This window comes from Paenibacillus sp. V4I3 (genome assembly GCF_030817215.1).
Taxonomy (GTDB): domain Bacteria; phylum Bacillota; class Bacilli; order Paenibacillales; family NBRC-103111; genus Paenibacillus_E.
The window spans coordinates 3,490,556-3,503,084 of the sequence record NZ_JAUSZA010000001.1 but is presented as its reverse complement, the minus strand read 5'-3'; the positions used below and the strand labels follow the sequence as shown (position 1 = coordinate 3,503,084).

General features: G+C 39.9%; 13 protein-coding genes and 2 pseudogenes. 8 read left to right on the top strand and 7 right to left on the bottom strand.

Annotated elements, in window-relative coordinates; all coding sequences use genetic code 11:
- The first annotated feature begins 87 nt into the window (after positions 1 to 87).
- The gene (locus QFZ77_RS16160; protein ID WP_307441005.1) at positions 88 to 1,152 is read left to right on the top strand and encodes a glycosyltransferase WbsX family protein; all 1,065 of its coding nucleotides are present in this window, start codon (positions 88 to 90) and stop codon (positions 1,150 to 1,152) included.
- 69 nt (positions 1,153 to 1,221) lie between these two features.
- The gene (locus QFZ77_RS16155; protein WP_307441004.1) at positions 1,222 to 1,740 is read left to right on the top strand and encodes a class I SAM-dependent methyltransferase; all 519 of its coding nucleotides are present in this window, start codon (positions 1,222 to 1,224) and stop codon (positions 1,738 to 1,740) included.
- Positions 1,741 to 1,905: 165 nt separating this feature from the next.
- On the opposite strand, the pseudogene QFZ77_RS16150 reads toward QFZ77_RS16155, so the two are convergent.
- From QFZ77_RS16150 to QFZ77_RS16140, 3 genes and pseudogenes are all read right to left on the bottom strand, one after another.
- A pseudogene (locus QFZ77_RS16150) lies at positions 1,906 to 2,411 on the bottom strand (IS4 family transposase); the annotation flags it as partial.
- 240 nt (positions 2,412 to 2,651) lie between these two features.
- A complete protein-coding gene (locus QFZ77_RS16145) occupies positions 2,652 to 3,803 on the bottom strand; it encodes a CgeB family protein (RefSeq protein WP_307441003.1) in 1,152 nt (383 codons plus the stop codon).
- Between the two features lie 540 nt (positions 3,804 to 4,343).
- Positions 4,344 to 4,643: pseudogene (locus tag QFZ77_RS16140) on the bottom strand (transposase domain-containing protein); the annotation flags it as partial.
- Positions 4,644 to 4,883: 240 nt separating this feature from the next.
- Between QFZ77_RS16140 and QFZ77_RS16135 the strand changes: the two are divergent.
- The 5 genes from QFZ77_RS16135 to QFZ77_RS16115 all read left to right on the top strand — a co-directional run bounded on the left by QFZ77_RS16135 (position 4,884) and on the right by QFZ77_RS16115 (position 7,925).
- Positions 4,884 to 6,008, top strand: a complete 1,125-nt coding sequence (locus tag QFZ77_RS16135) for a DegT/DnrJ/EryC1/StrS family aminotransferase (RefSeq protein ID WP_307441002.1) — start codon at positions 4,884 to 4,886, stop codon at positions 6,006 to 6,008.
- On the top strand, positions 6,005 to 6,637 hold the full coding sequence (locus QFZ77_RS16130) for an acetyltransferase (RefSeq protein ID WP_307441001.1): 633 nt from the start codon (positions 6,005 to 6,007) through the stop codon (positions 6,635 to 6,637). Before QFZ77_RS16135 ends, QFZ77_RS16130 begins: the two co-directional genes overlap by 4 nt.
- Before the next feature lie 475 nt (positions 6,638 to 7,112).
- Entirely contained in the window at positions 7,113 to 7,262 is a 150-nt protein-coding gene (locus QFZ77_RS16125; RefSeq protein ID WP_307441000.1) for a transposase, read from the top strand.
- Positions 7,263 to 7,433: 171 nt separating this feature from the next.
- Positions 7,434 to 7,796 carry an IS3 family transposase gene (locus QFZ77_RS16120; RefSeq protein ID WP_307440999.1) on the top strand — a complete coding sequence of 121 codons (363 nt, stop codon included), beginning with the start codon at positions 7,434 to 7,436 and terminating at the stop codon, positions 7,794 to 7,796.
- On the top strand, positions 7,797 to 7,925 hold the full coding sequence (locus tag QFZ77_RS16115; RefSeq protein WP_307440998.1) for a hypothetical protein: 129 nt from the start codon (positions 7,797 to 7,799) through the stop codon (positions 7,923 to 7,925). It begins immediately after the preceding gene.
- A gap of 274 nt (positions 7,926 to 8,199) precedes the next feature.
- Here the strand turns inward: QFZ77_RS16115 and QFZ77_RS16110 are convergent, their stop codons facing one another.
- From QFZ77_RS16110 to tnpA, 3 genes are all read right to left on the bottom strand, one after another.
- A complete protein-coding gene (locus tag QFZ77_RS16110; RefSeq protein ID WP_307440997.1) occupies positions 8,200 to 9,564 on the bottom strand; it encodes a glycoside hydrolase family protein in 1,365 nt (454 codons plus the stop codon).
- A gap of 121 nt (positions 9,565 to 9,685) precedes the next feature.
- Positions 9,686 to 10,021 carry an IS66 family insertion sequence element accessory protein TnpB gene (gene tnpB, locus QFZ77_RS16105; RefSeq protein WP_307440996.1) on the bottom strand — a complete coding sequence of 112 codons (336 nt, stop codon included), beginning with the start codon at positions 10,019 to 10,021 and terminating at the stop codon, positions 9,686 to 9,688.
- Positions 10,015 to 10,341 (bottom strand): IS66 family insertion sequence element accessory protein TnpA, encoded by a 327-nt coding sequence (gene tnpA, locus QFZ77_RS16100; protein ID WP_307440995.1) that lies wholly within the window; start codon positions 10,339 to 10,341, stop codon positions 10,015 to 10,017. The genes tnpB and tnpA overlap by 7 nt, the downstream gene beginning before the upstream one ends.
- A gap of 549 nt (positions 10,342 to 10,890) precedes the next feature.
- Between tnpA and QFZ77_RS16095 the strand changes: the two genes are divergently transcribed.
- A complete protein-coding gene (locus tag QFZ77_RS16095) occupies positions 10,891 to 11,085 on the top strand; it encodes a hypothetical protein (protein WP_307440994.1) in 195 nt (64 codons plus the stop codon).
- A 707-nt stretch (positions 11,086 to 11,792) separates the two neighbouring features.
- On the opposite strand, the gene QFZ77_RS16090 is transcribed toward QFZ77_RS16095, so the two are convergent.
- Positions 11,793 to 12,488: an LVIVD repeat-containing protein gene (locus QFZ77_RS16090; RefSeq protein ID WP_483874775.1), complete on the bottom strand. Its 696-nt coding sequence runs from the start codon at positions 12,486 to 12,488 to the stop codon at positions 11,793 to 11,795.
- Positions 12,489 to 12,529 lie beyond the last annotated feature (41 nt).

Sequence of the window (12,529 nt, the reverse complement as noted above, 5' to 3'; positions counted from 1 at the left end):
ATGGCCCATGGTCGGACACACACTATTTGTATATGATCTAGTGCGCTTTAGAACCTACCTTCTAAAGTTTTTAAAGGAGAGATGATTTTGAAACTTATAGCTTTCTATTTGCCTCAATTTCATGAGAACGACGAAAATAATCATTGGTGGGGAAAAGGATTTACCGAATGGACCAATACCAGAAAAGCAAAGCCTCTATTTCCTGGACATTATCAGCCGAAAGAGCCGTACCAAGACTATTACTATGATTTGACAGACGAATCTGCAAGGGAATGGCAAGCACAAATTGCAAGAAAATATGGCATCTACGGATTTTGTTATTATCATTACTGGTTTAAGGGGAAAAGGTTTCTTCATAAACCATTAGATGCAGTTCTTCAAAAAGGGGAGCCCGATTTCCCCTTCTGTCTTTCCTGGGCAAACGACCCGTGGACAAAAACATGGACCGGTTCAAGTAATGAGGTATTGGTAGATCAAGATTACGGAGAAAAAGTAGATTGGAAAGAACATTTCGAGTTTCTCCTAACAGCATTTAAAGATAAAAGGTATATCAGAGTAGAAAACAAACCTTTATTTCTTATTTATCGTCCTAGCGATATTCCCGAATGCGAGGAAATGCTGGAGTATTGGCAAAAATTAGCTGTCGATAATGGGCTTGATGGAATCTATTTTGTCCAAACTTTAAATAGATTTAACAACCCTCAACTTAAAGGTTTCGATGCTCGTATTGAGTTTGAGCCAGGATACACAATGTATTTAACAAACGGTATCCATTGTGGAAGAGCTGTTGATGGTTATAAGCAAAAATTTGATCTAATGGATTACGATAAATACTGGTCCTGTATACTAGAAAGAAAGGCTGACAAGGAAAGTGTTAAAACTTATTTAGGAGCTTTCATCGATTGGGATAACTCCGCCCGGGTTGGAGGTCAATGGCCCCTCATCTTCACCGGCGCGTCTCCCGAAAAATTTTCCTTTTATCTAACACAACAAATAAAAAGATCTCTAGAAATAAACAGTGACTTTTTGTTTATTAATGCCTGGAATGAATGGGGCGAAGGAACATATTTAGAACCAGATAAAAAATATGAGTTTCAATATTTGGAAGCAATAAAAAAAGCATTAGAAAATAACGATTTTATTGAGAGGTGACCTAAAATTTCTGGACATCAGTTTCAAATCAGCCAATTGTATCAGTTCATTGATTCGGTCAGTGGGTGGTTGACAACTGCAGAGCAAACTGCACTACTACATTTGCCAGCTCTCGTTGATCATTTAGATGGGGAAATTGTTGAGATCGGTTCCTTTAAAGGGAAGAGTACTGTTGCATTAGGTCTCGGCAGCAAGTGGTTAAGTGAAAGGAAACGAACAATTTTTGCCATTGATCCTTTTATTTCTAATGGATATTATACCGATTATTTTAATGAATTTCAGAATAATATTCTAAACTTCCGTCTTGCAAACTATGTATCACCAATAAAAAATTTCAGCCATGATGCAATACAGGATTGTCCTGAGACCTTATCTGTCCTTTTTGTAGATGGAGACCATAGTTATTTAGGCGTAAAAAGAGATATAGAATTATATGTTCCAAGAGTTGTCAGCGGAGGATTTATAGCGTTTCATGACTATACTGTTTATCCTGATCTTAGAAGAGCTGTTGATGAACTATGTGAGAGTAGAGAATATGTACTTGTTTGTGATTACGATAGTTTGCGCCTCATACGTAAATTGAAATAAAAAGTAAAAACTAAAAAAATCCTAATCGGTTAAGTAGCTACAGATGACTCTGGTATTATGGACCGGGGTCATTTTGTTTAGTCTCCAGTAGCTATTTTTGTCTTCTGTTAATGCTTTTATTTTCTGCTTATTCCTTAAAACTTTAGCAAAGCAAATGTTATTAACTCAACTTTCGCAGCTTAAATCTTTGAACAAACCCTTGATGTAGCTGGGTAAACCGACGATCCACTCGCGGAGTTGACAAAATACATCGGACTTCTCCTGTTTTGTCTTGGCTCCGGCCATCTGCAGGAACAACGTCATCAGTTGCTGCAACGCGGTTTGGTAATCCAAAGTCTCCCTTACCTCATCAGCAAAAAGGAAAAAAAGACTGCCCAGCGACTTGGCATCGTTCTCTTGCCGATGCTCAAACTCCATGACTAGATAACGGCTGAATACCAATAGTCATATGGCTAATGAGCATGACAAAAGAGGCGGCCCCGAAACTCAGTGCCCAGCTTAAGATAGCTTTTGGTGAATTTGAAAAAGGTCTCGATGCTCCAGCGCATGCCTTAGACTCGAACAACCTCGTCTGCACTTACCGTCAGGTCGGTACTGAGAATCGCCAGCCATTCCCGGCGTTTGTTACGGTTTTGAACGAAAACCAACTTAACGGGTAACCCACAAGATGTACCTCCAAATCCAAGTGCTGCGCCCCTGTCAATGCCGGTTAATACTTCATCGTTAACGTGTTCGATAGGTAGTCCGAATACAAATGGGATTATTGCACCTGAACTAGCCATGCCTGGGCTGCATTGTGGGCCTTGTTCACCTTGACGACGTTGCATTTATTCATTGTAAGCAGGGATTTACATCCAGTCTAATATTAGTTTCATTTCACCCGCGACTAACTCCTAAATCAAAAATTAGAATTATCCAAATACCACTTTCAACAGAGTTACTAATCTTTTCGTATAAGTATGATTTATTAATGTTTTGCTATGTCCTCTTCGTGCAATCTCATGTCTCTCATCCTCATGGTTTAAATAATAGTCTATCTTTTCAATTAATTCCGTAGGGGATGAGTAGGTTTCAATTTCCTTCCCTACTTCATAATAACGATGTAATTCTTGTCGAACATCCGAAAGCTGAAATGCGCAGCAGGCGGAAATTTCAAAGGTTCGCGGGTTAATTGAAACGGCTGGTAGTTTATTACTGTTACGGTTGAATAACGTACTATCATCGTATGAACGATGGTTGTTAATTACAATTTTAGATTGATTGATAAGGTTAGCCGATTCTTCCGGCGATAGGAATCCAAAACGGATTTTATCGGAGAGTAAGTGATAATTCCGCATTCGATCCCAACGCGATCCAACGATAAGTGTATTTTTATTTGATAGATAGGAAGCTATTTGGTCAAATAAAGTAATTCTGTTGTTCCAACCCGCCCCCATAAAACAAACGTCAATAGAAGTCGAGTTATATTCCTTTTGATAATAAAAATATTTTGTATTGACCGCGAGAGGTAAATAGTGAACTTGAGGGGATCCTAACAATTGATAATAAGATACACAGCTTAACTCTTGGGTAAAAATGTACTGATAATATAGGGCTATCTTTGTTGTGACATCAGTATAGTAAGGGTCATCCGTAAACCAAACAGCTGTTTTGATACCCATTGTCCTAATGGCATTCACTTGATCAATTGGAAATGTATCTCCGAGTAGTACAAGTAAAAGATCTGGCTTAATTTGATTTGCAAGGTTGACCACATCTTGATCCGTTTTGGCTGTATATACTTCACGCACCAAATTTCTAAGCCCCTCAATAATGCCTTGACTGATAACCTTATAGGTCCCTTCATGGTTGGGATGGATATAAAGTACTTTTTTATCCCAGAAATTAAGTCCCACCTCAGTTCCGGTTACATCTTTGGCAATATTACCATCCGATTTAATAAGAAACCCTTCTTCCCCCCCAATAAAAGAACTGTTTTCTGTGTCATTAAGAACGTTTTTATTTTGTGGCAATTCTTTTTTCACAAACGTATTATAGTTCTTATTATCATTTTCTTTGAACACCTCTATTCATCTCCTTTTTCTACTCGAATTTCTTTCTCGTTCTCACTGAAGCTTCCTCCATCAACCAAATTGCTCTCAACTATTTTTGTACTGGGATTCAATTGTCTGTTTCCGCTTATTAAAACGCTGCTGACTCTGTCATTACTATTCATCTCTAAAAAGAGTTTGCTATTTAATAATTTATGTTGAGGTTCCAACAATTGTAACGGCGCAATCCACCTAGTATCCGTTGTTAGTTTTGGGCTACCAGCAGAATAGACAGGGATGGGGACTTTCCAAGATTGGCAACTTTCTCACAAATAAAAAAGCACCTACTCCACGCAACGTGGCGGGAGCAAAAAATGCTGGTGAACTATGGCACGAAGGTACATTGAAACCGATACTAACTAATGAAGTTGCAAAAAAGAAGGGAAACCTTAAAACAAGTGCCCTTCTTTTCCAAACTTAGATATGGCTATCGTTTGAAACATTTGAATTGTTTAAACGTAAGCGTCAAACAGCCCCCACCTTGTTATCAAGTTGAGGGCTAATCTATGTTAATCAAGATTTGAACACACGACAAGTCAATGGCAGTGACGGCGACCAAGGCAGCAAGCTGTCCAGTGCTTCCGGATCTTTCGGATCGGGAAGCTGCGGGAGTTGTTCGAACAGGTACAGCAAGTACTTGAAGGGATTCAGCCCATTCTCTTTTACCGTCTCGATCATACTGTAAATAACACTATTCGCCCTTGCACATCGAGGCGTATTAGCAAATAGCCAGTTCTTCCGACCGATGACAAATGGCTTAATTGCCCGTTCGCTACAGTTGTTGTCGATCTCCAAAAAACGTATTGTTAGATAAGTTTCCGGCAGAATTCCCATTTGCTTCCTTTAAGACGCGATTTATTTCTTTCATCTGTCAATATCATCAAAAGTATGCTCTATGAGTACAGAGTATGACATCTAAAATCCTTCGGAAAATGTAAATAAAATTTATTCTAAAGGACATCAACGATTAGACTTTTCCAACAAGAACACACCAGGAGTAAACACATATTCTGTTAATAAGTGGAAATATGAAAGGAGATGAAAAGTATCTGTATGATTAATATTCCGTTTTTACTGCCCAACTTGGTCAAACAAGACACATTTACTAAATATCTATCCCAAATTGAAAAATCCAGATGGTACAGTAATTACGGTCCATTAAATACGCTTTTCGAGAATCGGGTTCTACACGAGTACTATGAAGGAAACGGAGCGGCATTGACGGTCAACAATGCTACAATCGGACTAATGTTAGCTATAAATCAGATTAAACGGCCTAAAGGGCGGTTTGCCTTAATGCCCAGCTTTACTTTTTCTGCCACCCCTTTAGCAGCTATGTGGTGTGGTTTGGAACCATATTTTGTAGATGTGAAACAAGACGACTGGTGTATGGACGAAAATCTTCTAGAAGACTTATTAACTAAGTTGGGAGATAAAGTGGCAGTCGTTGTTCCCTATGCTACCTTCGGTACAGACGTAAACCTAGCCTTTTATAAGCAAATTCATGAGTCGGGTGTGCCCGTAGTTTTTGACGCTGCCCCTAGTTTCGGAACATCGGGGCGCAACGGGGCATTTGGTAATAATTTCCCAGGTCTTAGCGTTTTTAGCTTTCATGCTACTAAATCCTTTGGAATTGGCGAAGGCGGTTTAATCTATAGTGGTGACACAGACCTGATCAGTCAAATTCGACGAGCAGGAAATTTTGGGTTCTCGGCTGCTAGGGAAACGATCTCACAAGGTCTTAATAGCAAAATATCAGAATACAGCGTAGCTATTGCTCTTGCAACTCTGGATATCTTTCCCGAAAAAAGGCGACTAAGACAACAAATTTTTCAATGGTACCTTGACAAATTCCAACGAATCCCTGTGTTAAACGAAGAGTGGGAGCTCCAAAAAACAGAAGGTGAAATTGCTTATCAATTTTTGCCTGTTCTCTGTCCTAAAGATCAAAGCAATTTAGATTTTGTGAAACTACTGGCCGACAATCATGTAGAAGCAAGGACCTATTTTTCCCCTACTTGTCATCAACAGAAGTTCTTCTCATCATTCCAACGAACATTAATGCCTAATACTGATCATTTATCTGGACGAATACTGAGTTTACCTATATGGGAGGAAATGAAAGAAAGTGATATTGCCCAAGTAACACAAATTCTCGCCAAAGGATTGAAACCATGAAAAAAATCGTCATCTGGGGATGCGGTGGGCATGCACGCGAGGTAAATCATCTATGTGATAATTCAAATTATGAGGTTGCAGGATTTCTTGATGAAAGATCGGAAATGAAGGGAAAAATGATAGATGGTGTACCGGTTTTAGGAGATCTTCATGATATTTATTCTCTTCGAGACAAGATTAAAATTGTTTGTGCAGGTGTAGGAGACCCCTCTCTAAAAAAAAGGTTTGCCATCAAAACCATGAATGCAGGTTTTGAGATTGCTGATACTTTAGTGCATCCTTCTGTTTATATTTCAAAGCGGAATACACTTGGAATTGGATCGATTATTTGTGAAGGAACCATTTTAACCACAAATGTTCAAGTAGGGAATTTTGTTATCATTAATCGCAGTTCAAACATTAGCCATGATAATATCATCACCAACTATGTAACAATAGGTCCCGGAGTTAATATTGGGGGTAATGTCACAATAGGTGAAGGAGCATACATTGGCATTGGTTCCTCTATCCGTGAAAAAATCAATATTGGAGCATGGTCGGTTATAGGAGGTGGAGCATTTGTAAAAAATGATATTCCTGCGAAGACTATGTATGCGGGGGTACCTGCGCAGTTTAAAAAAAATCTCTAAAAAAGGAGGATGCCGGTTTAGCACCCTTTGGCATCTGGCTAACATCATCCCCTTTCAATTGAATCGACAAACGAAAATAAGCTAAGCCACAATGGTTATAACCATCGATGACTTAACTTATTCCAAGAGACTTTTCTCCACATTGCTTGAACAGCAGTGTTGGACGACGCAAAAACTCCGGTTACCATAGATAAAAAAACTCCCGAAGACATGTAAATTAAGTACAATGTTTCAAATGCTAACATCACTTTTATGTATCTTACCCATTAACGTAGTGAAGACTGCCGGTCCATCTGCCGGCAGCTTCATTTTTATTACTTATTGAACTCCCTCATTCTCCGTTAGTTGAGCCAAGTGATTAGTCTCTTTCCAATCCACAGTAAACACCTCGAATTATAATTACTTAATCAATTCAAGCCGACATCCTATAATGCTACATATAATCTAGACAGCAAAAAAGGAGTTTCTTAGTTGTATGAAAACCAGCAGAAGAAAGTTTAGCCCTAAAGAGAAAGCGCGAATGGTACTGGAAATTCTGAAGGAAGATAAATCAGTTTCACAGATCGCAGCTGAAGCAGGCATTCATACCAATGTCCTCAACCGGTGGAAATCAGAGGCGGTTTAAAACCTCTCGCAATTGTTTGTCGATGATCGTAAAGGTATCACAAAAATGAAACAAGACTACGAACAGAAAATCGAACTCTACGGCGAAGTTGGCAGACTGACCACTCAATTGTCGTGGCTCAAAAAAAAAATCTTCTAACCTATCCCACGAGGAACGAATAGACTTGTTGGAATGGACTGCCCCGAACACGCAATCATCGTACAAGCGGATCTTCTAAGCCTGAACCGCACCAGCCTGAATTACAAACCGATTCCTCCATCTCCAGAGGAAATACGCCTCAAACACCGGATTGATGAGCTTTATACGAAGCATCCTTTCATAGGGTATCGAACGATAGCTTCCATCATGAATCGTGAGAACGATGCGATTCATAAGAATACCGTTCGACGCTATATGCGTGAAATGGGACTCTATGCCGTGATGGACTGGTATTCCCGCTATATCGTGGACTGGCAGCTCGATAAAAGCTTGGAGATTGGCTTTGTACTAGAAACGATGAAACGGGGGCTAGCAAAGTGGAAGCCTGGTATTTGAATGATTACAACAGCCCGCGTGAGACGCGGAAAGGTGTCGGAAGCTACATTCATCTACACATCCTTGCAGAACCATACACCAGCTGCTGTGTATAACCATGATGTTGTGTTTACATTTACATCTGAATAACGGAAGGAAGAACCTTGCCTCCCGCTGTCAAATTTAAAGTATTAGACTGACTAACCCCGTAGATTGGGGCTTTCTAAGAGGAATTAACGTCAGTTCCCTAAAAATAAGTATTAGACCAACCAAAGTAAAATACACAGCAGCAGCCAGAACATGAAAATTATGTTTAGACTGCCGCTGCCGTTATTAAGCTATAGTTTTCCGCATTTAATTAATAGCCATTGCTTGAACAAAAGACTGCTGCGTGGCAGTTAGGACTGGCTAACCTGTTGCGCCCTTATCCTAGTAAATTAGTGGCGTAACCAATGTTAATGTCATTAGGATCCGCAGCAGGGGCGCCCGTCATCCAGAATTTGAAACAAACGGTATCTCCATGGCCGCTAAATCTTTGTGGGTCAAACAACACCCAAGGGTCATACGTACGGTTATTTCTCCATAAAACACCGTCATTGATGCTGAAGATCGGATTTCCGGGGAATTTGGTCCAATTCAAACCGTCCATGGAAGATGCGCAGCCGATCCCTTCATGACTCTCATTGATTCCACCGCTGTACCACATCATAAAATTGGTAGGAGTTAAGCGCAAAACCGCAACGTGAATCGTCGCTTTGTTTTCATCCCACGCTCCTGGGCCACCAACGTCTAGAATGATAGGAGGTCCTGCCCTCCTCCATGTTATACCGTCAGTTGAAACTGCCAGTGCCAATCGTTCAACAAAACCGTCGTTGATATTATAATACATGACAAACCGGTTATTGAATGGGTTGACCGGATCGATGACAGATGGATTACCAGGAAAAAACAATACGTCTCCGGGCCCTGTACTCGCTCCGTCAAAATTACCTGGGGTGGTTATCAAAGGTGCAGTAGTGTCTTGGACAAGGGTGGTGTCCCCGACCCAATTGATCCCATCGAGTGAGCTGGCGGTTCGCATCATTTGAAGAATTGAAGGACTACCCGGATCAACGGTTGTAAAAGTACTATCCCAGTACCATATTTTATACGGGGTACCTGTTCCGAACCCATCTGCATCGAACAATACCCTGGAATGGCGAGCTGCAGCAATTAGACCGCTCATATTAGAATTAAACGTCCAATTTATTCCGTCTGGTGAGAGAGCAAGAGCAATTCCACCGGCACTGGCAAAGTCGTACCACATCTTATAAAAAGCAGATGGTCCAAAAGGTGTAAATTCGTCTGCTCTATAACGTACAGTCTGGTAAAATGCTCTTTCCGGTGCAGGTGGATTGTAAATTGGATTGTTCGGACTCTCAGACCACTCGCAGGACGGCATGCCGCAGGGGGGGAACGGGCCTGGTGGGCCTGATGGGCCTTGAGGTCCTTGTTCGCCTTGAGGTCCTTGTGGTCCTTGTTCGCCTTGAGGTCCTTGTGCGCCTTGTGGTCCTTGTTCACCCTGAGGTCCTTGCGGTCCAACCACTTCTGATCCCAAAAGTTCATCCGATACAAGACGATGAGCCGTTACTAACTGTCCAGACGCATTTTTCCCCCAAACTGAAATTTCAGTACTTTCTGCTGCTGGACCACTTGTTGTAAAAACGAATTCAAATGCATCAAAGTTGGCAAAATAATTTCTCGTCGCAACTTCATTGGGAGTTAGTGATACTGTTTCTAGTACATACAACGTTCTGATCCCGTTTAAGAAATACCCCTGTACTAAAACAGTGGAGGAATTGACGGAATCTTGATTAACAAATTTAACCGTCACTTGTTGGGTGGGTCTGACTCCACCTACCGGACGATTTTCAGAATGGATGTGCTTTCTTTTGTTCCAACGACAAACCGTCAAGAAGCCAACGGAGCTCGCGAGGCGTGATTACCATCGGCGTAGCCTCCGGTTCCACAGGCCAGCCAAACGTACCACGCTCCAACCGGCGATAGAATAACCAAAACCCGTTGTGTTCCCAAAAGAGCATTTTCAGCTTATCCCTCTGGCGATTACAGAATACGAAAAGGCTGCTGGAGAAGGGATCGAGTTCAAAGCCAGCTTGCACAAGTGCAGCTAAGCCATCGATAGATTTTCGAAGATCGGTGCTGCCGCAGGCCAAATAAACGCGGTCGATGTTAGCTAGTGTCAACATGACGATTCTAGTACCCGAACGATTTCACGAAGCAGTTCGGGGTTAAAACCAGTATGAACTTCAATCCCGGCGAGTCCAACACGGACTGTGAGAGAAGATGAAGGCGAGGAAACCTCGGCAGAAGGATTATGAATGGCGAGAGGTAGCCAATTAGAAGATGAAGAAGTAGAGGAAGACGGTTCGTTCAATTTCCGAAGCCAGTATTTTAATTGGTGAATGGTTTGGCCATGTGCTTGGCACCAAGCGGGCATGGTCAGTCCGCTAGATTTAAAATCTGTGATCCTAGCCGACCATTCTTGCAAACGTTGCTGTTTGTCCATGAGATAACCACCTTGATTTAGGATATGCTCATTTTCTCATGGACTATTGAGATATTAAATGTGGGGAGCATTTGACGCTTACTTATATTGCATTAAAAAAGCCTTGGATTTAATAGAATCCAAAGCCTTTTTAATTGCCTATAATCGGTTTTATGTAACTAGATTTGTATAGAGTATTCATGAAATATCTTCGAGATCCTGTTCAACTAAAAAACCACCTATACGGTGGTTTCAGAAGTGTAGCAAATGAAATTGGAACCATTGTCTATTAATTGTATGTTGGGGAATTTTAGGGTGTGCAAAAACACATTAAATTAGGCTAAAGGGCATTGAAAAAGGATCTTCCAGTCGAAGATCCTTTTTCAATGCCGATAACGTCTCATTATGTTAACTAATAATGCATGTCGTATACACTTATAATTGCTGTATCCTATTTCCTACGAGTGAGGGGCTAGTTTCGTTCATGATAACTAAGTAAGCCAGGATAGCTCAAGAATACATTCGTAATTTTACTAAGAGTAAATTTTAAAAAACAAAAAAGAAAGCATCTTGAAGAATAAAAAAAGTATGTTTAAAGGATTCATTGAATTAAGCAAGTATGACGGCATGACCCTTGAGTCTGTCGCAAAAATGATAGGAAGTACAAAACAGAAGAATAACAGTCATGACGTCATAGAAGAAAAAGAGCAAAGTCATGATGTTATGACCCTAATAACTACTGCTATTACTACTGCTATTTACTAGCAAAGCAACATTCTACCACATATGTCAAAGTCTCATTATTCTCTTTTTTAATTACCAGTTCAGTCATTTAGCCCTTACCCCTCCATACTGATAAAAACAAAAACTAGTATATAACATACCAAACAAAAATTTTGTCAAAATATACGATACCTTGAAAAAGCTTAAAGTAGAGATTTCTTTTATACAGGTTTTCATGCAAAAAATAGTTCTGTTATAGAAGTCTTACAAGCCGACAAACCCTTACTAAATCAAGGATGTATAAAATCCTGCATAAACGATAAAAAATGACCAAAGGCCAATCCCTTGAACCATAAGGGATTGGCGTTTTTACTAACTTCTTATAGTTGTGTTTATGTTAACTAGATTTGTATAGAGTATTCATGTAGAAAATCTAGTCTTCATACTAAAAACCCCTTGTAAATGTAGAAAGGTATTGGGGGGATATTTTAAAAATCCTGCAAATAAAAATCGATTTTTGAATTAAGTAACTTAAATATAATAAAAGTAACTTAAATCAAGTGATGAGAGTTAATATGAACTAAGGTGCTTTAGTTAAATAACAGCTAAAAGGATCTTCGATTTGAAGATCCTTTTTTCAGTACCTATAAGATCTGATTATGTTAACTAAATTTGTATATTATATACATCCTCCCTCTATAGGGGCAATTTGTTTACTTTTAGTTTTTGTTGTAACAGAACTCTTTAGCCTATACCGTAAAAATAGCCAATCCGAAAGGAGAACCTAAATCTCCCGCACCAAAATCCGATAGACGTACAGGAGCTGTTGGAATGGTAATATCATAAATTTCCACTGTGTTATTACCAAAATTTGCTACATAAAGCGTGGTACCTGTTATTGCCAAGCCGGCAGGAACACTTAAATTTCCTCCATTAAAATCCGATAGACGTACAGGAGCTGTTGGAGTGGTAATATCATAAATTTCTACTGTGTTATTACCAAAATTTGCTACATAAAGCGTGGTACCTGTTATTGCCAAGCCAGTAGGACCACTTAAATTTCCTCCATTAAAATCCGATAGACGTACAGGAGCTGTTGGAGTGGTAATATCATAAATTTCTACTGTGTTATTACCAAAATTTGCTACATAAAGCGTGGTACCTGTTATTGCCAAGCCTCTAGGAGTACTTAAATTTCCTCCATTAAAATCCGATAGACGTACAGGAGATGTTGGAGTAGAAATATCATAAATTTCTACCGTGTTATTGCCATCATTCGCTACATAAAGCGTGGTACCTGTTATTGCCAAGCCTCTAGGAATACTTAAATTTACTCCATTAAAATCCGATAGATGTACAGGAGCTGTTGGAGTGGAAATATCATAAATTTCTACCGTGTCATTGCCAGCATTTGCTACATAAAGCGTGGTACCTGTTATAGCCATTCCATTAGGTTGACTTAAATTTCCTCCATTAAAATCCGATA

What these genes read in the sequence shown, in the direction of transcription:
- QFZ77_RS16135 (WP_307441002.1), top strand. Translation starts at nt 4,884, where the DNA reads ATGATTAATATTCCGTTTTTACTGCCCAACTTGGTCAAACAAGACACA.
- QFZ77_RS16130 (WP_307441001.1), top strand. Translation starts at nt 6,005, where the DNA reads ATGAAAAAAATCGTCATCTGGGGATGCGGTGGGCATGCACGCGAGGTA.
- QFZ77_RS16125 (WP_307441000.1), top strand. Translation starts at nt 7,113, where the DNA reads ATGAAAACCAGCAGAAGAAAGTTTAGCCCTAAAGAGAAAGCGCGAATG.
- QFZ77_RS16120 (WP_307440999.1), top strand. Translation starts at nt 7,434, where the DNA reads ATGGACTGCCCCGAACACGCAATCATCGTACAAGCGGATCTTCTAAGC.
- QFZ77_RS16115 (WP_307440998.1), top strand. Translation starts at nt 7,797, where the DNA reads ATGATTACAACAGCCCGCGTGAGACGCGGAAAGGTGTCGGAAGCTACA.
- tnpB (WP_307440996.1), bottom strand. Translation starts at nt 10,021, where the DNA reads ATGTTGACACTAGCTAACATCGACCGCGTTTATTTGGCCTGCGGCAGC.
- tnpA (WP_307440995.1), bottom strand. Translation starts at nt 10,341, where the DNA reads ATGGACAAACAGCAACGTTTGCAAGAATGGTCGGCTAGGATCACAGAT.
- QFZ77_RS16090 (WP_483874775.1), bottom strand. Translation starts at nt 12,488, where the DNA reads ATGGCTATAACAGGTACCACGCTTTATGTAGCAAATGCTGGCAATGAC.